Here is a 21,537-nt window from a genome sequence, read left to right as displayed (position 1 = left end):
AAGACACGCCGGGTCCGTGGCCCTCGCCTCTTTCCGCCAGGCAGAACTGGCAGACGCAGGCTGAGGGCTACGGCTCTTTCCACGCTCATAGCGTTCTTCCTCATGCTCACCACCGAGACGGCGATGGCCACCGGAGCCGTCCTCGAACCGGTGCGCATGCCCGAGATGTCCCTCTCGGGCCTGTGGAAGTGGCTGAAGAGCGACGATCCCCTCGACACCCCCGACCAGCAGGGCGGCACCGCCCGCGGCAAGAGCCACGACGCCTCCGCGGACGCCACCAGCGCCGACGGCGGCGCCGGACGCAAGCCCGGCAAGGGCAAGGGCCAGCTCGCGCCCTTCCAGCGCGAGACCGACGACCCCGCCGAGACCCGCACCGGCAAGGCGCCGGGCAACGCCAAGAGCTTCGACGAGCGCACCAGCAAGCGGGACGCCAAGAAGTCCACGGCCACCTCGGACTACTACGTCAACGCCGACGGCTCCACCAGCGTCCGCCACTACACCGGCCGGACCAACTTCAAGACCGCCGACGGCACCTGGAAGCCGATCGACACGACCCTGACCGAGGACAAGGACGGCCGCCTCCAGCAGACGGCCAACTCCCTCGACGTCGAGTTCGCGCCGACCGCCGCCGACAAGGCCCTCGCCTCCGTCGACTTCGGCAAGGGCCGCACCCTGGCCTACGCCCTGCGGGACGCGGCCAAGAGCGAGCCCGTCGTCGACGGGAACGGCACGGTCACCTACGCCGGCGTCCTCCCCGACACCGACGTGCAGCTCGTGCCGCTCGCCGAGGGCTTCAAGGAGAACGTCGTCCTGCGCTCGCCGCGGGCCGCGAACTCCTGGACCTTCCCGCTCGACGTGAAGGGCCTCACCCCGCGCGTCACCGCCGACGGCGACGTCGAGTTCACCGACGCCGACGGGAAGGTCACCGCGACCATCCCGCACGCGTACATGGAGGACTCCAAGGTCGACCCGCGCTCCGGCGACGCCGCCCAGTCGCGGAACGTCACCTACGAGCTCACCACCGTCGACGGCAAGGCCGACGGGCGGCCCGCCCTGCGGATGACCGCCGACCGCGCCTGGCTCGACGACCCGGCGCGCGTCTACCCGGTGACCGTCGACCCGACCATCACCGCGTCGAACTCCACGTACGCGCAGAACACCATCGGCGGGGACCACTCCACCGAGACCCAGATCAAGGTCGGCTCGTACGACTCGGGCACGAACAAGACCAACTCGTTCCTGCAGTTCAACACCCTGGGCACCACGCTCGCCGGGCAGCGGGTCACCGCCGCCAGCCTGAACGTGTACGCCCTGTGGTCCTCGACCTGCTCGGCCCAGTCGTTCTCGGTCCACCCGATCACGCAGGCGTGGACGCCGTCCGGCGTCACGTCGTACCCCGGCCCGGCCTTCGGCGCCGCGATCGGCTCGGCCACCCCGGCGCCCGGAGCCTCCTGCTCCAACAGCTCGGGCTCGGCGAGCGTCGGCGTCAAGATGCCGGTGACGCTGTCGACCACCTGGTTCAACAACGTCGCCGCGGGCGCGGCCAACCACGGCCTCGCGCTCACCGCGCCGACCAACGACATGCTCCACTGGAAGAAGTTCCACTCGGACAACTCGGCGACCGCCGGCTTCCGCCCGGCCCTGGTCCTGACCTACACGCCGAACACGGCGCCGCAGATCAACGCCCAGTACCCGCCGGCGAACTTCCAGGCCAACACCCTCCAGCCGGAGCTGCTGGTCTACGCCAGCGACGCCGACAACGGCCCGAGCCCGCTCTCGTACACCTTCGAGGTCTACGACGGCGAGACCAACGCCCTGGTCGTCAGCTCCGGCGCCATCGCCAAGAACAGCTGGAAGGTGCCCGCCGGCAAGCTGAAGTGGGCGAAGAGCTACACCTGGTACGCGGCCGCCGCCGACGGCATGACGGAGGTCGTGGAGGCCAGCAGCCTCACCACGGCCGTGCCGCAGCCGCCGGTCACCTCGGGCCTGTCGATGAACACCGACGGCCACGAGTTCGACCCCTCGGACGGCAACTACACCACCGAGGACACCGACGCCGACGTGCCGGTCATCGGCCCGTCCCTGGAGATCGACCGCTCCTACAACAGCCTCGACCCGCGCGTGGACTCCGCGTTCGGCGCCGGCTGGTCGACGATCGCCGACATGAAGGCCGTCGAGGTCAAGGACAGCGCCGGTGCCGTCACCAGCGTGATCATCACCTACCCGGGTGGTGAGCAGGTCGCCTTCGGCCGCAACTCCGACGGCACCTTCGTGCCCCCGCTGGGCCGCTACGCCCGCCTCGCGGCGGTCACCGGCGGCTACACGCTCACGGACAAGGACTTCACGGAGTACGCCTTCAAGCAGGCGACCGCGAAGGCCGGCACCTACGCGCTGAGCACCATCAAGGACTACGCGGGACGCACGGAGAACTTCACCTACGACGCGAACAAGCGCCTGACGAAGATCACCAACGTCACGTCCAAGCGGAGCCTGGGCCTCACCTGGTACCAGCCCACCCCCACGTCGGCCTGGCACGTCCAGACGGTCTTCACCGACCAGGCCACCGTCGGCGACGCCAACTCCGTCCAGACCTGGCAGTACACCTACACCGGTGACCAGCTCACCAAGGTGTGCCCGCCGGCCGACTGGTCGAAGTGCACCACCTACGCCTACGCGACCGGCAACCACTACCGCACCACGGTCCTGGACGCCGACCCGTTCGCGTACTGGCGCCTCGGCGAGACCTCCGGCACGGTGACGAAGGACGCCATCGACGCCAACCAGGGCCGGTACAACGGCACGTACAAGAACGTGACGCTGGGCGGCAGCTCCGTGCTGGCCGGCTCCACGCAGAAGACGGCCACCTTCAACGGCACCACCTCGTACGTGGAGATGCCGGTGGCACCGGGAGCGATGCCGTCGTACACGACGGTCTCGCTGTGGTTCAAGACCACCCAGGCCGGCGGCGTCCTCTTCTACTACGGTGACAAGCCGCTGAGCGACCCGAACCCGGTCGTCAACACCACCAAGAACACGCCGGCGCTGTACGTGGGCACGGACGGCAAGCTGCGCGGCTGCCTGATGACGGGCGCCTGCGGCACCACCATCACGTCCGCCGCCTCGGTCAACGACGGCCAGTGGCACCAGGCGGTGCTGACGGGCGCGGGCAGCACCCAGACGCTCTACCTGGACGGTGTGGCGCAGGGCAGCAAGGCCGGCGAGATCAAGTCCATGGACAGCACCTACATCTCGCTCGGTGCCGGTGTGAACAACCGCGGCTGGCCGGCGATGAACACCGCCGACCAGCTCGGCCACTTCGCCGGACAGCTGGGCGAGGTCGCCATCCACGCCGAGCCGCTGCCGGCCGACGTGATCTCCGCGCAGTTCCAGGCCGCCAAGCGGTCCGCCGGACTGCTCCAGAAGATCACCACGCCCAACCTGAAGACCCAGGCGTCGGTCGTCTACGACACCACCGACGACCGCGTCCTCCAGGCCACCGACGGCAACGGCGGCACCTGGAAGCTCAACCCGCCGACCATCACCGGCTCGTCCCAGGTCTACCGCTCCGCCGTCATGGGCTCCGCCCCGGCCGGCTACTGGCGCCTGGACGACACCCAGGGCGCGGCGCAGGCCGCGAACCAGGTGAACACCGGGTTCGGCACCTACAACTCGGTGATCCAGGGCGCGGAGGGCCCCTTCGGCGCGGACGACGCCCCGGCGGCGCTCTTCGACGGCACCAGCTCCTACCTGGAGGTGCCGCACAGCACGTGGCACCACACGCAGGACCGCTCGGTCGAGGCCTGGTTCAAGACCACCGAGGCCGGCGTGATCATGGCCGAGCAGGCCCGCGCGATCAACGATCCGCTGGGCGTCGGCGGCGCGTACAGCGACCTGCTGTACGTCGGAACCGACGGCAAGCTGCGCGGCCACTGGTGGGCCAGCACCTGCGGCAGCAACAACACCACGATGGCGTCCACGGGCGTCGTGACGGACGACAAGTGGCACCACGCCGTGCTGTCCGCCACCGGCACCACGCAGACGCTCTACCTGGACGGCGTGAAGCAGGGCACCTGCACCGGCGCCGCCAACAGCCAGACGACCGGCCGCACCTACGTGGGCGCCGGCTTCTCCAGCAACTGGACGAACGCTCCGACGGGCATCGGCTACTTCACCGGCTCCCTCGCGGACGTCGCGGTCTACGCCAAGGGACTGGCCGACGCGGACGTGGCCGCCCACTGGTCGGCCTACAAGGCCTCCTCCGGCGTCGCCCCGGTCAAGACGGTCAAGCTGACCGACCCGACGGACAAGACCCTCACCTACGTGTACGACGCCGAGATGGGCAACCGCCTGCTCGCCGCGATCGACACCGAGGGCGCCCGCACCACCTACGGGTACGACACCGGCGGCTTCCTGCACACCGTCACGGACGCCAACGGCAACCGCTCGATCACCGGCCACGACGTGCGCGGCAACGCGGTCTCCCAGACCACCTGCCAGAACACCGCGGCCAACAAGTGCTCGACGGAGTACTTCACCTACTACCCGGACGCGACCACGGCCTTCCCGCCGATGGACCTGCGCAACGACCTGATGCTCACCGAGCGCGACGGCCGTTCCTCGGGCCCGACGGACAACGCGTACCTGACCAGCTACAGCTACGACGCCGGCGGCAACCTGCTGTCGGTGACCACGCCCCCGGTGGCCGGCCACCCGAACGGCCGGACCGCGACGACCACGTACACCACCGCCACCACCCCGGCGGCGGAGGGCGGCACGGCGGTCGCTCCGGCGGGCCTGGTGGCGCAGGTCGTGACCCCGGGCGGCCGGAAGACCACGTACACCTACTACGCCAACGGCGACCTGGCCCGGATCACCGACGCCAACGGCGCCAAGGTCGAGTACACGTACGACAACCTGGGCCGCGAGATCTCCAAGAAGGAGATCTCGGACGCGAACCCGGCCGGGCTCGTCACGACCCAGACGTACGACAAGAACGACCAGGTCCTCACCGAGACCACTCCGGCGGTCACCAACCGGGTCACCGGCGCGAAGCACCAGGCGAGGACCACGACGGCCTACGACCCCGACGGCAACATCCTGTCGCAGTCGGTCGAGGACCTCACCGGCGGTGACACGGCCCGCGTCACGTCGATGACGTACGACGCCCACAACCAGCTGGCGAGCCGGACGGACCCGGGCGGCGACACCACGTCGTTCGAGTACGACGCCTACGGCAACAAGGTGAAGGAGACCGACCCCGCGGGGACGGTCAACGTCTACACCTACGACGGTGAGCAGCGACCGCTCACCACCAGCCTGCTGAACTACACCGGCGACCCGTACGACCCCTCGCCGGCGACCACGCTCGTCCAGGAGTCCCGGGCCTACGACCCGGCCGGCCGCCTCGCGTCGATCACCGACCCGATGGGCTGGGTGACCGCGTACACCTACACCGACGACGGCCTGTCGGCCACCGTGGTCCGCAAGGACCCCGCGACCGGCAAGTCCTTCACGGAGCAGGCGAACACCTACGACGCCGCGGGCAACCTGATCGAGCAGGTCACCAACGACGGGCAGACCCGCACCACCTTCACGGTGGACGCGGCCGACCGCACCGTCTCCGAGGTCCTCGACCCGAACGGGCTCGCCCGGACGACGACGGTCGGCTACGACCCGGACGACAACGTGGTGACCGAGACGGACCGCGACCCGGCGACGGGTGACGTGTCCACCACGGACACCCGGTACGACGCCCTGGGCAACATCACCGGCACCACCGTCCACGACGGCACCACGGCCCCGGTGGCCCGCTACAAGCTGGACGAGACCACGGGCTTCGGCCTCGCGGACTCCTCCGGCGCCAACAACACCGGCAGCCACGGCACCGGCATGCACTGGAACACCGACCGGGGCGGCAGCGCCGTCTTCGACGGCAACGCCGAGTCGTGGGCGCAGACGAACGGCCCCGTGGTGAACACCGCGGGCAGCTTCACCGTCTCCGCCTGGGTCAAGCTGACGTCGACGGCCGCCAACCGGACCTTCCTCGCGCAGGACGGCCAGGAGGCCTCCGGCTTCCAGCTGTACTACTCGACCGGGTTCGGCTGGACCTTCAACCGGCACGCGACCGACACGTACGACCCGGCGATCGTCCGGGTGTCCTCGGGCACGGCCGCGGTCGCGGTCAACACCTGGACCCACCTGGTCGGCGTGTACGACCAGGCGAGCTCCAAGCTGCGCCTGTACGTGAACGGCGTCGAGACCGGAACAGCCGCCACCTTCGGCACCCCGTGGGAGGCCACCGGCCCGCTCCAGCTCGGCCGCCGCTGGTACAAGGGTGCCTACGCGGAGAACCACCTCGGCGGCCTGGACGACGTCCAGGTCTACTCCGAGGCCCTCACCCCGGCGCAGATCACCGCGCTCAAGGGCGGCACCCTGCCGGCCGCGGGCAGCTCGGTCCGCACCACGTCCTGGAAGCTGGACCAGCGGGGCCTCCCGCTGTCCCAGACGGACACCGCGGGCAACGTCACCGACTACGGCTACGACGAGATCGGCCAGCAGACCTCGGTCACCGAGCCGGCCGTGATGGCGGAGCAGAACGGCGGGACCGCGGTCTCCGTCCGGCCCGTCACGATGGCCGGGTACAACACCTTCGGCGAGCAGACCGAGTCCTCGGACCCGCTCGGCAACGTGGTGACGACGGCGTACGACGCCGAGGGCCAGGAGTCCTCGACGACCATGCCGGATTACCTCGCGCCGGGCGCCACCACGCCGATCCGGGCCACGGCCTACAACGAGTACAACAAGCTCGGGCAGGTCACGGCCGAGGTCGACCCGCTCGGCAACCGCACCACGTACGCGTACACGCAGCTGGGCGACCTGGCCTCGGTCACCGAACCCGGCGGCGGCACGACGAGGTACACGTACGACGCCAACGGAGACCAGCTGTCGGCCACCCGGCCGAACGGCGCCCGCCAGGAGTCGACCTACGACTACCTGGGCCGCGAGCTGACCAGCACGGACATCGTGCGCCAGCCCACGGCACGGGCCTACACGGCGATCAACGAGTACAACGCGCCGGGCGGCGAGCTGTCCCGCGTGGTCTCGCCGCAGGGCGTCTCGGAGTCGTACAAGTACAACGCCGTGGGCGAGGTCACCGAGGTCACGGACAGCGCGGGCAAGGTCTCGCGCTTCACCTACGACATGGACGGCCAGCCCCTCACGTCCACCGAGCCCGACGGCACCGGCACCCGCAACACGTACGACGGTTACGGGCAGCTGGTGGCGACGGAGGACCTGGACGAGACGGGTGCCGTGCTGCGCACGGCCCGGACCGGTTACGACCGGGCCGGGAACATGGTCTCGGCGACCGATCACCGCGGTCACACCAAGACCTTCGCGTACGACGCCGCCGGGCAGATCACCAAGGTCGTCGAGCCGGTCTCCGCGACCGAGTCGATCACCACGACCTACGGGTACGACGCGGCGGGCAACCAGACCCGCTTCACCGACGGGCGGGGCAACCCGTTCCTGACGACGTACAACACGTGGGGGCTGCCGGAGAACCAGATCGAGCCGTCGACGCCGGCGCATCCGAACCTCGCGGACCGGACGTTCACGGCCGTCTACGACGGCGCCGGCCGGATCAAGGAGTCGCGTTCCCCGGGCGGGGTGGCGATCTCCTTCGAGTACGACGTGAAGAGCCGGCTGGTCCGCCAGTCGGGCACGGGTGCGGAGGCCGCCACGGCCGACCACACGTACGCGTACGACGCCGACGACCGCATCATCGAGGTCGCGGGGCTCGGCACGGAGAAGAACACCTTCTCCTACGACGACCGCGGTCTGCTGCTGGCGGCGAACGGCCCGTCGGGCGCCTCGTCCTTCGCGTACGACGGCGACGGCGGGATGACCTCCCGCACCGACGCCTCGGGCACGTCGACCTTCGGCTACGACACCGCCGGGCGCCTCAAGACGCTGAACGACGGTGTCACCGGTTCGACGGCGACGTACGGCTACGACGTCAACAGCAACGTGACGTCGATCGACTACGGCACGGGCAAGGCGAAGCGCACCTTCGGGTACGACAAGCTCCAGCGCCCGACCACCGACACGCTGACCTCGCCGACCGGGAAGACGCTCGCGTCCTTCACCTACGGGTGGGACGCGAACGACAACCTGACGTCGAAGACGACGACGGGGCTCACCGGCTCGACGGCCAACACGTACACGTACGACTGGGCCGACCGCGTCACGTCCTGGAACAACGGGACGACGACCGAGGTCTACGGCTACGACGCGTCCGGCAACCGGACCCGGGTGGGCGGCGACACCTACACCTACGACGCCCGGAACCGGCTCACGTCGGACGGTCACAGCGCCTACACCTACACCGCGCGCGGCACGCTGAGCTCGGTGACGGACGAGGCCAGCCGCGTCACGAACATGAAGGTCGACGCCTTCAACCGGGTCATCCAGGAAGGAAACCGCACCTACACCTACGACGGTCTCGACCGGGTCCTGAACGCCAAGGACGAGACGGGCAGCGCGCTCTACTCGTTCCAGTACGCGGGCGCCGGCAACGACGTGGCCTCGGACGGCGTGACGTCCTACAGCCGCGACGCGGCGGGCGGTCTGGTCGGCGTGAAGACGGCGGCCTCGGCGGTGCTGGCCCTCACGGACCTGCACACCGACGTGGTGGCGCAGTTCACCACAACGGGCGAGGCGCTGACCGGTTCGACGACGTACAGCCCCTTCGGCAAGGTCCTCCAGACCGCCGGAATGGCCGGTGCGCTCGGCTACCAGTCCGGCTGGACCGACCCGGCGACGGCGAAGGTCAACATGGCCGCGCGCTGGTACTCGCCGGAGACCGGCCAGTTCAACAGCCGTGACACCGTCGGCCTCAGCGGCATCCCGAGCTCCATCTCGGCGAACCGGTACGCGTACGCGGACGGCAACCCGATGACGGGCATGGACCCGACCGGCCACTGGCCGGACTGGGCCGACAAGATCGTCAAGAAGGTCAAGAAGAAGGTCAAGAAGACCGTCAAGTCGGCCTACAAGAAGGTCAAGAAGGCCGTCAAGAAGGTCGCCAAGGTCGTCAAGAAGGCCGCCAAGAAGGTCAAGCGCGCCGTCAAGAAGGCGGTCAAGCGCGCCAAGCGGGCGGTACGGAAGGCCGTCCGGTACGTCGCCGACAGCGTCAAGAAGGTCAAGAGATACGTCAAACGCGTCTACAAGCGCGTCAAACGTGTCGCCCACAAGGTCGTCAAGCACGTCAAGAAGGCGGTCCGAAAGGTAGCGAAGGCCGTCAAGCACGTCGCCAAGAAGGTGGTCAAGGCAGCCAAGAAGGTCGGCCGGGCCGTCAAGAAGGCGGCGAAGGCGACAGCCAACTTCGTCAAGCAACACGCCTCGACCATCGCCTCGGTGGCCACCGGCATCGCCGTCTTCGCGGGCTGCACCGCGATCACGGCCGGTGTGGGTGCCATCGGCTGCGCCGCCCTCGCGGGCGCGGCGGCCAACGGCGTCGGCTACATGATGAGCGACGGTCCGAAGTCGGTCGGCGGCTTCCTCGGCGCGGTCGCCATCGGCGCCGTGACCGGCGCGGCCGGCGGCGTCGGCGGCCGCCTCGCGGCGAGCGCCGCGGGCAAGCTGCTCTCCGGCACGGCCGGCAAGATCGCGACCGGTGCCGCGGAGGAAGCAGGCTCGGAGGCCCTCACGGGCGCGGTCGAATACGGCACCTCCTGCGTCAACAGCGAGGAGGGCTGCTCGGTCGCCGGCGCCGCGAAGGCGGCGACGATCGGCGCGGTCATGGGCGGCGCGTTCGGAGCGAAGGGCAAGGGCAACGGTCCGAAGACGAAGGACTCCCCGTCTCCGGACGGCGGTTCGGGCGGTGGCTGCCCGGTCCGTCGTGGCAGCACGCCGCACAGCTTCACCGCGGCGACGCCGGTCCTCATGGCCGACGGCACGACCAAGAAGATCTCCGAGGTCAAGAAGGGCGACAAGGTCCTCACGGCCGAGCCCGGCAAGAAGACCAAGGAGGTCCACGAGGTCAAGGAGGTGATCGTCACCAAGACCGACCGCGACTACGTCGACGTCTCCATCGCGACGAAGTCCGGCCGGAAGACGATCGAGACCACCGAGCACCACCAGTTCTACGAGTCCACCCGCAACGCCTGGACGCAGGCGGGCGACCTCCAGGTCGGCCAGAAGCTCCAGAACGGCGAGGGCGCCCCGACCGCGATCGTCGAGGTCAAGTCGTACAAGGCCGACCGGACCACGTACGACCTGAGCATCGAGGGCCTGCACACGTACTTCGTGCTGGCCGGTTCGATCGCCATCCTGGTCCACAACGACAATGCGGGACCGGCGGAGTTCTGCCAGCTTCCGCTCTTCGTGCTGCGGGACGGCGAGACCGCTTCGCCGCGGCAGATGGCCGCGAGTCGCGGTGGAAAGACGGCGAAGAAGACCGTTCCCACCTCGATCCGGGACGCCATGGTCGCCAAGGCCCAGGCCGACGGGGACGGCGTGCTCCAGTGCTGGCGTTGTGGCATGACCACCACGAACCCGGACAACGTCCAGATCGGCCATGTCAACGTCGCCCGGAGCAAGGGTGGCAACCTGGAACCGGAGAACCTCTGCATCGAGGGTGCGGCGTGCAACAGCAGCGCCCAGAACCGAGGGGCTCCGACGAAGGGCAAGTCCTGTGCGGAGAGGGGAGGCTGCGGTGCCGGATACAAGAGATGGGACTGACGGCGACGGCTTCACCGGGATTCGGCTGAGGGTCGAGTCCCAGCAGGGAGCCACTGCCGACGAGGTCGTCGCGGTCACCCCGATGAGCGACGGTCACTACCTCGTCCGGCTGTCCCCCGGGTTCTTCCGGGGGATCGCGGCCGGTGACGTGATCGCCTACGACGAGCGCGCCAAGAACGCGGAGGTCGTCGCGAGGGGCGGAAACGTCGCGGTGCAGGTGTTCCACAGCGGAATCCCGGCCGAGGCCGTCGCGTCCCTGAAGCGAAGAGCGGTGGGCGTCGGCGGACGGGTCGACGGTGAGCTGGAGACGCTCGTCGTCCTGACCTTCCCGATCGAGATCGGCTTTCCGACGATCGAATCGGTCCTAGCCGAGCTCCCCGACGAGGGAGTGGAATGGGAATACGGAAACGTGTTCGATGAACAGGGTGAGCCCCTCTCCTGGTGGGTGGGGATCGCCTGACATATGAGTGACCGGGGCCGGTGACTCAGGGCCTGATCATCAGGTCCTGGGTCACCGGCCCTCCAGCGATGTGGCCGCGGCCTCGGCCACGTCCGCCCGGGGGCCGGCCGCGCAGGCTTCCAGGAACGCGCGGACCCGCTCACCGGGCCACTTCGCGCCCGCGACCGCGGCCCAGTAGCGCAGCCCGTCGTAGGGATCCAGCGGCTCCAGGAGGTCCAGGACCCGGTCGACCGTCCTGGCGTCGGGAACCCCGTCCAGGGTGGCGACGGCCCGCAGGGCGCCGTCGGTCAGTGACGGATCCCCCTGGTCGAGGCACCACTCCAGGGGAGCCGCGAAGCCGTCCTCGGGGCTCCGCAGCCGCACGACGGCGTCGCCCAGGGCCAGGTGCACCGCGTCGTCCTCGGTGGGGCGCAAGGCCAGTTCGGCCAGGAAGTCCGCGGCGGGGAGGTGACCGCAGGCCCCGAGAGCCATGATCATTTCGTACTGGGTCTCCCACGTCCGGCGCATGCCGACCTCGCGCCGGAGCGCGTCGAGCAGGGCGGGCCCCGCCGCCGCGTCGGCCAGTGCGCCGAGTCGCTTCGCGGCCGAACGGCGCTTCGCCGAAGCCTTGTCGCCCAACTGAGCGACCGCCTCTGTCAGGGTCAGCGCCATCGTTCGTCCTCCCGCAGGTCCGCGCCGGTGCGTGTCACGCTATCGCGGCCCTCGGAAGCTTTCCGGGGGTGCGGACCGTGCCGGGCCGGCGTCAGCCCGTCTTTGTCCAGTCGGCGCAGCCCGCCGTCTTGAAGTAGGCGTCCTTCGCGGTGATCTTGACGACGGCCGTGCCCGTGACGTTGTCGTTGGCGAGGATCGAGTCGACGCCGTGGGTGGCGTCCTTGGCGCGCTCCCAGTAGCACGCGGCGTCCTTGTTGCCGGTGGACTTGTAGGTGCCGGGGGCGATGTCGACGCCGACCTTGAGCATGCCGGCGGAGCCCTTGAGGGTGGTGCCGGAGGGGGTGCCCGCGGCCTTGGGGTCGACGGCCTCCCAGGTGCCGCAGCCCGTGGACGTGAAGAGCTTGTCGGAGGCCTTGATCTCGACGTAGGCCGTGCCGGTCACGTTGTCGTTCGCGAGGATCGAGTCGACCTCGCCGCTCGCGTCCTTGGCCCGCTCCCAGTAGCACTCGGCGTCCTTGTTGCCCGTCGAGCGGTAGAGGCCGGGCTTCACGTCGGAGCCGACCTCGAAGTCGCCGTCGCCGTCCACGGTGGCGGCCTTCGGCTTCTCCGGGGCCTTGGACTCCGGGGCCTTGTCGCCGGAGGCCGCCGGGGCGGAGGACTTCGCCTCGGGGGCCTTGGCGTCCTCGCCGCCCCCGCCCATCGCCGCGCCGATGGCGACGACGACCACGACCGCGCCGGCCGCGGTGAGGACCTTGTGGCGGGCGAACCAGTTGCGCTGCTGCGTCTGCGACTTCGACATGGCTGTGAACACCTTTCAGGTGTCGAGGAGGGTTCCTGTGAACTCCGTGCTGCGATGACGTAATCACAGCAGAGCTTGTGAACCGAGTCAACCATGTTCGCGATTTTCGAATCGACTCACACCGTGAACGGGGTTCGTCGGTATGCTCGGTGTGCTCGGTGTTCCCACAGGACGGAGGGTGCAGGTGCCCGAGGACAGCGCTACAGAGGTCACCGCCGCCGGCATCGCCCGGCTCGCGGGCGTCGGCAGGGCCGCCGTCAGCAACTGGCGCCGCCGCCACGCCGACTTCCCCAAGCCGGTGGGCGGCACCGACACCAGCCCCTCCTTCTCCCTCGCCGAGGTCGAGCGGTGGCTCCGCGACCAGGGGAAGCTCGCCGAGGTCCCGCTCCGCGAGCGCGTCTGGCAGCAGCTCGCCGGTCACCCCGCCGGCACGGTCGCCGGCCTCGTCCACACCGGCTGCGTCCTGCTGCTCCTGCGCGAGCGCGCCCCCGGCCTCGCCGCCCTGACCGCCCTGCCCGACGAGCGCCTCGCCGACGCCCTGCCCGGCGCCCTCGAAGAGGTCCTCACCGTCCGCCTCGGCGTTCCGCGGGCCGTGCGCACCCCCACCGCCGCCGAACTGGCCCCCGCCGTGCCCCTGCTGCGCGCCGCAGCCGAGCTCGCAGCCGAGCTCGGCGGACCCCGCCAGTGCTTCGAGTTCCTCCTCGGCCGCCACCTGGACGCCAACCCGCGCCAGTACACGCTCACCCCGCCGCCGCTCGCCGAGCTGATGGCCACCCTCGCCGCCGCCGCGACCGCCGACGCCGGCGACCCGCCCGCGACCGTCTTCCTCGACCCCGCCTCCGGCACCGGGGGCCTGCTCCGCGCCGCCGCCCACCCGGCCGAACTGGCCCTCCAGGACGCCGACCCCGAACTGGCCGCGCTCTCCGCGCTCCGCCTCGCCCTCCACGGCGACGCCGACATCCGCTCCGCCGCCGGCGACACCCTCCGCGGCGACGCCTTCCCCGCCCTGCGCGCCGACACCGTCCTCGCCCACCCGCCGTTCAACGAGCGCGCCTGGGGCCACGACGAACTCGCCTACGACCCCCGCTGGGAGTACGGCTTCCCGGCCCGCACCGAGTCCGAGCTCGCCTGGGTCCAGCACGCCCTGGCCCGGCTCCGCGACGGCGGCACCGCCGTCCTCCTCATGCCGCCCGCCGTCGCCTCCCGCCGCTCCGGCCGCCGCGTCCGCGCCGACCTGCTGCGCCGCGGCGCCCTGCGGGCCGTCGTCGCCCTCCCGGCCGGCGCCGCGCCCCCGTACGGCATCCCGCTGCACCTGTGGGTCCTGGTCCGACCGGCCCCCGACCGCCGGCCCCCCGCCGAGGCCCTCTTCGTCGACACCGCCGGGCTCGCCCCCGACGCGGGCCGCGACAAGCTCCCCTGGACCACCCTGCAGAACGCGGTCCTCGACGCCTGGGCCGGCCGCGCCGCCGACGGGTCCGTCGCCCGCGCCGTCCCCGTCATCGAACTCCTCGACGACGAGGTCGACCTGGCCCCGGCCCGCTACCTCGCCGCCCCCGACGCCGGCGGCTCCGCCACCGAACTCGCCGCCGTCCGCGACCGCCTGGACGAGACCCTGCGCCGCACCCTGGGCGCCGTGCCCCGGCCCGTGCCCACCCCTCCCGAGCCGCGCCCCCTCACCACCGTCGGCGAACTGGCCCGCACCGGCGCCCTCCGGCTCCACACCGGCGGCCAGGGCACCGCCCCCGCGGGACGCGAGGTCCCCGTCCTCACCGAGCACGACGTCCTCACCGGCGCCGCCCCCTCCGGCACCCTCCCGGAGGCCGCCGACGGCCAGGCCGAGGAACCCGTCCTCGTCGCCGAGGGCGACGTCGTCGTGCCCGTCCTCGGCGGCGGCCCGTCCGCCCGGGTCGTCGACGCCGCCACCGCCGGCGCCGCCCTCGGCCGCAGCCTCCAGCTGCTCCGGCCCGACCCGGCCGCCCTCGACCCCTGGTTCCTCGCCGGCTTCCTGCGCGGCACCGCCAACAACCGGCAGGCCAGCAGCTTCGCCTCGACCGCGACCCGGCTCGACGTCCGCCGCCTCCAACTGCCCCGGCTCCCGCTCGCGGACCAGCGCCGGCACGGCGTCCAGTACCGCGCCCTCGCCGACTTCGAGGAGGCCCTGCGGCTCGCCGCCCGCCTGGGCGAACAGCTCGTCCAGGGCCTCTACGACGGCCTCGCCGACGGGAGCGTCCGGTCCGGGTGACGACCCGTCCGGTTCGAGTGACGGCCTCCGCCCGGTCCCTTACCCTCGTAGCCTGATCAGCTTCCTGGGGGGAAACGCATGTACGGACCGTCGCCCGCTCCCGCGCCGAGACCGGGCGGTTCGTCCGCCGGGGCCATCGCCGTCCGCGTGCTCCTCACCGTCCTCGTCGTCGTCTCCCTCGGCCTCCTCGCCTGGGTCGCGATGCTCCGGATCGCGATCATGCGCCGCACGGGACGGGACTGGGCCCTCTTCTGGGCCCAGCTCGTCCTCAACGTCGGGTGCGTGATCCCGCTCGAACAGCGCTTCGCCGACACGTGGATGAACACGACGGGCATGATCGTGCTGCTCGTCCAGATGGTCGCGGTGGTCTGCTACTACCTCATCGTCGACACCCGCCACCACCACGCCCCCGCCCTCGTCCCGCCCGCGCCCGCGCCCGTACCCGGGTACGGCTACGGCCACCCGCCCGCGCACCCGGGCACGGCGACCACGGCCCCGGGCCCGCCCCCGCACCCGAATCCGTACGCACAGCCGCAGCAGCCGCAGCAGCCGCAACAAGTGGTCAACCCGTACGCGCAGACCCCGCCGGCCCCGGCCGCCGCCCCGCCGTCCCCCCGCATCGACCAGGTCCGCGCCGAACTGGACGAGCTGAGCGACCTCCTCCGCAAGGAGGAGGACAGGTGAACGGCCGGGTCGTCGGCGGGCGGTACGAGCTGGCCACCGTCCTCGGCCAGGGCGGCATGGGCCAGGTGTGGACCGCGTACGACACCCGCCTCGACCGCCGGGTGGCGGTCAAGCTCCTCAGCCCGGCCGCCCTCACCGGCCCGCGCACCGCCGCCGACGAGCTGCGCCGCCGCTTCGTCCGCGAGTGCCGGGTCACCGCCCACGTCGACCACCCCGGCCTGGTCACCGTCCACGACGCCGGCAGCGACGGCGACGACCTGTACCTCGTCATGCAGTACGTCGACGGCGCCGACCTCGCGGACCACCTCGCCGAACACGACCCGTACCCCTGGGAGTGGGCGGTCTGCGTCGCCGCCCAGGTGTGCTCGGTGCTCGCCGCCGTCCACGCCGTGCCGATCGTCCACCGCGACCTCAAGCCGCGGAACGTGATGATCCGCCCCGACGGCTCCCTCACCGTCCTCGACCTCGGCGTCGCCTCCGTCCTCGACACCGACACCACCCGCCTCACCCACACCGGCGAACCCATCGGCAGCCCCGCCTACATGGCGCCCGAGCAGGCCATGGGCGGCGCCGTCGGCCCGCGCACCGACCTCTACGCGCTCGGCGTGCTGCTCCACGAACTCCTCTCCGGGAACGTGCCGTTCGCCGGCTCCACCGCCCTCGGCGTCCTCCACCGCCACCTCCACGAGCCGCCGCTCCCGCTCCGCCAGGTCCGCCCCGAGGTCCCCGAGGCCCTCGAAGCCCTCGTCCTGCGGCTCCTCGCCAAGGACCCGGCCGACCGCCCGTCCGGCGCGCACGAGGTGTACGAGGCGCTGCTGCCGCTGCTCCCCGCGCGCGGCACCCCCTCCGGCCCCATGGACCCCACCCGCCCCTTCCTGCGCCCGCACGCGCCCTGGCCCGCCACCCCCAGGCCCCCGCAGGTCCGGTCGCCGGTCCAGGCGCCGGCCCGGCCCCCGTCCGCCCCGCCCGCCGTCGCGGACCCCCGGGTCTCCGTCCCCGTCCGGCCCCCGGCCCCCGCCCACGCGCCCCGGGGCGCGGACGTGGCGGGCGCCGTGGAGGAGGTGAAGCGGCTCCTCGGCGAGGGCGCCCTCACCCAGGCCGTCGACGTCCTCGGCGGGATCCTCCCGGCCGCCGCCGCCGAGCACGGCGAGGGCTCCCCGGTCGTCCGCATCCTGCGCAAGCAGTACGCCTCCACGCTCCTCGACGACGGCCAGTACCGGCGGGCCCTGCCCGAGCTGCGCCGGCTCGCCGCCGACGACCCGGGCAACGCCCAGTTCGGCTACGACATCGCGCTCTGCCTGGAGCAGCTCGGCGAGACCGCCGAGGCCCTCGCCGCCTTCCGCGCGGTCCTCCCGGCCTTCGAGCGGGGCGCGGCGCAGGACCCGGGCCGGGCCCTCGACATCCGGCGCCGCACCGGGCTGCTGCTCCTGGCGACCGGGCGGCACGCGGAGGGGCAGGCGGAGCTGAGCCGGCTCCTGCCGGACGCGGAACGGCTCTACGGGGCGTACCACCCGCTCGCGGCGGAGCTGCGCCGCACCCTGGAGCACCAGCGCCAACTGGACCGCCACGCCTGACCGTTCCGGTGGATAAGCGCTGGGCGCGGACGGAAGGCGTCACGTACGGTCGGAGGCGTGACACTTCCTTCCGACCAGCCTTCCGTCCAGCTGAACCACACCGTCGTCTTCTCCTCCGACCGCTCGGCCTCCGCCGACTTCCTCGCCGGGATCCTCGGCCTCCGGGTGGGCGCCCCCTTCGGCCCGTTCCTCCCCGTCGACCTCGCCAACGGCGTGACGCTCGACTTCTACCAGGCGCCCGAGGGCCCCATCCAGAGCCAGCACTACGCCTTCCTCGTGCGGGACGAGGACTTCGACGCGATGATCGGCCGTCTGGAGGCGGCCGGCGTCACCTACTACGCGGACCCGGCCCACCGGCAGCCGCACGAGGTGAACGGCCTCTTCGGCGGCCGGGGCGCGTACTTCGACGACCCGGACGGCCACAACATGGAGATCATGACGGTGCCGTACGCCCGCCCGTAGCCGCGCACCGCCGCTCCGCTACTGCATTCGGCGGCGGACCCGGGCGTGTCAGCGGGGGCCGCGCGCGGGCCCGGCGCAATCTGCTCATATGACGAAGCCGTACCCGCTCCTCGGGATCGCCGCCTGCGCCGTCGCCGCCGCGCTGGCCACCGGTGTCCACCCCGCCGTCGCCGCCGGCGTCGACGTCGGCAATCCCGTCTCCGGCAGCAACGGCTTCGGCGTCGTCGTCGAGACCGACGCGCTCCTCGGCTCCACCGAGTCCGAGGGGCCCGTCGCGATCGGCGGCGACCTCTCCTACGGCGCCGGGTACAACGTCGCGCTGCACACCCCCGGCACCTTCAGGGACGGCACCGACGCCCGGCCCACCGCGCTCCTCGTCGGCGGCCGGATCGACTACGCCGCCGGCAGCCCGGCCGGCGTCCTCAAGGTCCTCCAGGACGGCTACGTGAAGGTCGGCGACCTCGGCGGCAGCGAGGTCGTGACCAGGGACGCCAACGACGCCGCCGTGAAGACCCAGGTCGTCGCCGCCGGCCAGGGCCACGGCTCGACGCCGCGGATCGAGCTCACCGTCGAACAGCCGGCCCTCTCCGTCGGCCCCCACCCCGGCCTCATGGACTTCACCGGCCTCTTCGCCGCCTACCGGGACCGCGCCGACGCGCTCGCCTCCTGCGCCGCCACGGTCGAGGTCGAGGACCCCGGCCGCATCAGCCTGGACGCCTCCCGCACCAACGTCCTGCGCCTCACCGGCGAGGAGCTGAACGCCCTGTCCGAGCTGACCTTCCTCGACCGCCCGACCGCCGGGGGCCCCCTCGTCATCGACGTCGACACCCGTGCGAGCGGCTCCGTCTTCACCTGGGACGTCCCCAACCTCGCGGGCGTCAGCGGCGAGGAAGCCCCCTTCATCCTGTGGAACTTCTCCGACGCGACGGCGGTCACCATCGCCACGGGCGACTCGATCGAGGGCACGGTCTACGCCCCGCGCGCCCACGTCACCGACCTCGACCCCGCCAACATCGAGGGCGACGTCATCGCCAAGGCCCTCACCGCCGGGCCGCTGGAGGCCGCGCGCGCCGCCGACGTCAACGCCGGCGAGATCCACCACTTCCCGTTCGCGGCCGAGCTGAGCTGCGAGGACGGCGGCTCGCCCACCCCCACCCCGAGCCCGTCGACGACGGAACCGACCCCGGAGCCCTCGACGAGCGAACCGACGACGGAACCGACCCCGGAGCCCACCCCCGAGCCGTCCACGTCCGATCCGACCACCGACCCCACGACCGACCCCACGACCGACCCCACGACCGACCCCACGACCGAACCGACCCCGGAGCCCTCCACCACCGAGCCCGGGGGTTACGGCGACGACGACGGCGGATACGGCGGCGGCGGTGAGCTGGCCGACAGCGGCGCCGGCCCGGCCGGCTATGCCGCCGCCGCGCTCGCCGCGCTCTGCGCCGCCGGGGGCGTGCTGCTGGTCCGCAGGGCCCGCCGCCGCTGACCCCGCCGCGCCACCGCCAGACCCGCGAGCACCAGCGCGGAGACGCCGGCCGCCGCGAGGCCGGACAGCAGCCCCGGCGGGCGGAAAGCGCAGCTCAGGGTGGTGGCGCCGGTGACCGGGACGGCGAGCAGACCGGCGTACGGCTCCACCGCCCGGCCCCCGCAGCTCCAGCCGGGAATCGCGGGGGCGGCGACCACCGCCGTGCCGGTCACCGGGCGCGGGAAGCGGGCCGTGAGGCCCGTCGTGGTGGGGGCGACGGAGACCGCCGCCGAGCTCCGCAGCGCGTCCACGGCGGTCCGCAGCCGGTTCCGGTCCAGGCAGCCGAGCTCCGCCGGGCCTCGTCCGCCGGGCACCTCCGGGCGGACGCCGGGCGCGTTCTGGACGCCCAGGGAGGCGAGCGCGGCCCGGCGCTTGGGCCCGCCGCCGAGGAGCCGCACGGGGGCGCCGCCGCCGAGGCGGGCCGGGCCGGTGCGCTCGGGCGCCCAGAGGAAGACCTCCGCGCCGACCGGGCAGGCTCCGGCGGACGGGGCGGTGTACACCCGGGCGCCCAGGAGGAGTTCCTGGTTGCGGAAGGGGGACCGTCCGAGGGCCGGTGCCGGGCCCGGGGGCCGTACCGTCACCAGCGGCAGTGCCGTGTCCGTGCGCACCACCTCGCCGTCCCGCCAGCGGGCGCCGACGCCGAACAGGGCGTCCACGACCGGGTTGTCGAGGCTCTGGAGGTTGCGGCCGCGGGAGGTCCAGCCGCCGCCGAGGGCGGTGAGCAGTTCGGTGAGGACGGCGGGGGTGTGGCTGCTGTAGTAGGCGGCGCCCTGGCCGCCGAGGAGCAGCGGGTCGTTCCCGGCGACGCGGGGGAGACCGGAGTCGGTGCGGTACGCGGGCCAGCCGTCGGCCGCCGCGAGGGCCGCCGCCCGGCGTTCCTGCTCCGGGCCGTACGGCGGGTAGTCGTCGAGGTGGGCGAGGCGCCGGCGGTCGGCGTACGCGGTCGTCGCGGCGGCCTGGCCGAGGAGCGCGCCGGTGACGAGCAGCGCGGTGAGGGCGGCGTACCGGCGCCGGCGGGGCAGGGCGAGGGCGCCCGCGGTCGCGGCCAGGCCGGCGAGGGCGAGGAGCAGCGCGGGGCGGGTGGCGAGGTCGCTGGGGAGGGCGGCGGCGGTGAGGGCCAGGACCGCCGCGGACCCCGCGGCGAGGGCCCGGCGGCCCGGCAGGCCGTGGGCGAGGCCGGTGTACGCGGCGATCACGAGGAGCCCGGCGAGGACGAAGGTCTGGCGGTACGGGCTGCCGTTGGGGGTGGCGAAGAGGTGCCACACCAGGTGCGTGGGGCCCCACTGGAAGGAGAGGGCGACGGCGAGGACGAGCCCGGTCCACACCCACCTTTCCCGGCCCGGCACGTCCCGCCGGAAGGCGAGCGCCGCCGCGAGGAGCAGCACCGGGGTGGCGACGAAGGCGGCCGGCGTGGAGAAGCCGTACGTCCCCGGCAGCAGCCGCGCCAGCGCGTCCGCCGCGCCCGCCGCCTCGAAGTCCCGTACGACGCCCGGGTGCGCCTGCCGCGTCGAGAGGAGGACGGGGGCGAGGACGGGCGCGGCGAGCCCCACGCCGAGGACGGTGGAGACGGCGGCCCGGAGCGGTGGGCGGGGACGGAAGCCGTCCGTCGTGGCGAGCCGGGCGAGGAGGAAGAGGGCGGCGCCGAGGGTCGCCATGTACGCCGTGTAGAAGTTCGCCGTCCAGCAGACCGCCACGGTCAGCACCGACAGCAGCGGGCGGACGCCCTCGCGGGCCCACTCGGCGACCAGGCAGAGGAGCGGGAAGGCGATCAGGCCGTCCAGCCACATCGGGTTGTAGGTGCCCTCCACCAGGGACCAGCCGCACAGGGCGTATCCGGCGCCGAGGAGGGCGGGCCACCACCAGGCGGGGGCGGTCGAGAGGCGGCGGAGGAGGAAGGCGGTCGCGGCCGCCGCCAGGGCCGCCTTGAGGACGGTCAGGGCGTAGACGGCGTACTCGACGTCCGCGCGCGGGGCCAGCGCCACCAGCGGTGCCAGCGGGCTCGACAGGTAGGTGCCGTGATCGGGGAGGAAGCTCGTGCCCCAGCCCGCCCGCCAGTCGAGCAGGAGGCCGCCGTCGGCGCGGCCGCGCAGCAGGTCCCACAGGTGCGCGTGGAAGGGGACGAACTGGTTGGCCAGGTCGTTCACGGACCGGTGGCGCGGGCCGAAGGGGAAGACGCGGGCCGCCGCGTCCCCGGCGCAGACGGCGGCGACGGCGAGGACGCCGGCCAGGGCGGCGGCGCGGGCCGTGGCGCGGCGCGCGGGGGCCGGGACGGGGGCGGCGGGGGCCGTGGCGCGGCGCGCGGGGGCCGGGACGACACGGGACGGGATTCGCAAGACAGTTCGCATGGCGGGTCGAATATCGCAGCGCCGGAGGGGCGGGAGGCGGCGG

Annotated in this window: 10 protein-coding genes; 7 read left to right on the top strand and 3 right to left on the bottom strand. The window is 72.6% G+C overall.

Annotation, left to right across the window (positions count from 1 at the left end; genetic code table 11):
- Window positions 1-102: 102 nt before the first annotated feature.
- The gene (locus IE245_RS23075; protein ID WP_229851449.1) at window positions 103-10,743 is read left to right on the top strand and encodes a LamG-like jellyroll fold domain-containing protein; all 10,641 of its coding nucleotides are present in this window, start codon (window positions 103-105) and stop codon (window positions 10,741-10,743) included.
- Window positions 10,718-11,203: a DUF4265 domain-containing protein gene (locus tag IE245_RS23070; RefSeq protein ID WP_189950627.1), complete on the top strand. Its 486-nt coding sequence runs from the start codon at window positions 10,718-10,720 to the stop codon at window positions 11,201-11,203. The genes IE245_RS23075 and IE245_RS23070 overlap by 26 nt, the downstream gene beginning before the upstream one ends.
- A gap of 51 nt (window positions 11,204-11,254) precedes the next feature.
- Here the strand turns inward: IE245_RS23070 and IE245_RS23065 are convergent, their stop codons facing one another.
- Both IE245_RS23065 and IE245_RS23060 read right to left on the bottom strand, forming a co-directional pair.
- On the bottom strand, window positions 11,255-11,854 hold the full coding sequence (locus tag IE245_RS23065; RefSeq protein ID WP_189950625.1) for a HEAT repeat domain-containing protein: 600 nt from the start codon (window positions 11,852-11,854) through the stop codon (window positions 11,255-11,257).
- Between the two features lie 91 nt (window positions 11,855-11,945).
- Window positions 11,946-12,653: an Rv1352/Rv1906c domain-containing protein gene (locus IE245_RS23060; protein ID WP_189950623.1), complete on the bottom strand. Its 708-nt coding sequence runs from the start codon at window positions 12,651-12,653 to the stop codon at window positions 11,946-11,948.
- 142 nt (window positions 12,654-12,795) lie between these two features.
- Here IE245_RS23060 and IE245_RS23055 point away from each other — a divergent pair, with 142 nt between their 5' ends.
- The 5 genes from IE245_RS23055 to IE245_RS23035 all read left to right on the top strand — a co-directional run bounded on the left by IE245_RS23055 (window position 12,796) and on the right by IE245_RS23035 (window position 19,110).
- Window positions 12,796-14,895, top strand: coding sequence for an N-6 DNA methylase (locus IE245_RS23055; protein WP_189950620.1), 2,100 nt, complete (start codon window positions 12,796-12,798; stop codon window positions 14,893-14,895).
- A 78-nt stretch (window positions 14,896-14,973) separates the two neighbouring features.
- Window positions 14,974-15,579: a hypothetical protein gene (locus tag IE245_RS23050; RefSeq protein WP_189950618.1), complete on the top strand. Its 606-nt coding sequence runs from the start codon at window positions 14,974-14,976 to the stop codon at window positions 15,577-15,579.
- On the top strand, window positions 15,576-17,153 hold the full coding sequence (locus IE245_RS23045; protein WP_189950616.1) for a serine/threonine-protein kinase: 1,578 nt from the start codon (window positions 15,576-15,578) through the stop codon (window positions 17,151-17,153). Before IE245_RS23050 ends, IE245_RS23045 begins: the two co-directional genes overlap by 4 nt.
- 57 nt (window positions 17,154-17,210) lie before the next feature.
- The gene (locus IE245_RS23040) at window positions 17,211-17,615 is read left to right on the top strand and encodes a VOC family protein (protein ID WP_189950613.1); all 405 of its coding nucleotides are present in this window, start codon (window positions 17,211-17,213) and stop codon (window positions 17,613-17,615) included.
- A gap of 88 nt (window positions 17,616-17,703) precedes the next feature.
- Complete coding sequence (locus tag IE245_RS23035) at window positions 17,704-19,110, top strand: choice-of-anchor A family protein (protein WP_189950611.1); 1,407 nt, start codon at window positions 17,704-17,706, stop codon at window positions 19,108-19,110.
- On the opposite strand, the gene IE245_RS23030 is transcribed toward IE245_RS23035, so the two are convergent.
- On the bottom strand, window positions 19,035-21,494 hold the full coding sequence (locus IE245_RS23030) for a YfhO family protein (protein ID WP_189950609.1): 2,460 nt from the start codon (window positions 21,492-21,494) through the stop codon (window positions 19,035-19,037). The genes IE245_RS23035 and IE245_RS23030 overlap by 76 nt on opposite strands.
- Between the last annotated feature and the right edge of the window lie 43 nt (window positions 21,495-21,537).

It is taken from the genome of Streptomyces roseolus, assembly GCF_014649855.1.
Taxonomy (GTDB): Bacteria; Actinomycetota; Actinomycetes; order Streptomycetales; family Streptomycetaceae; genus Streptomyces; species Streptomyces roseolus.
Note: the sequence above shows the minus strand (reverse complement) of the source record. Positions and strands in the feature narration are given on the sequence as shown.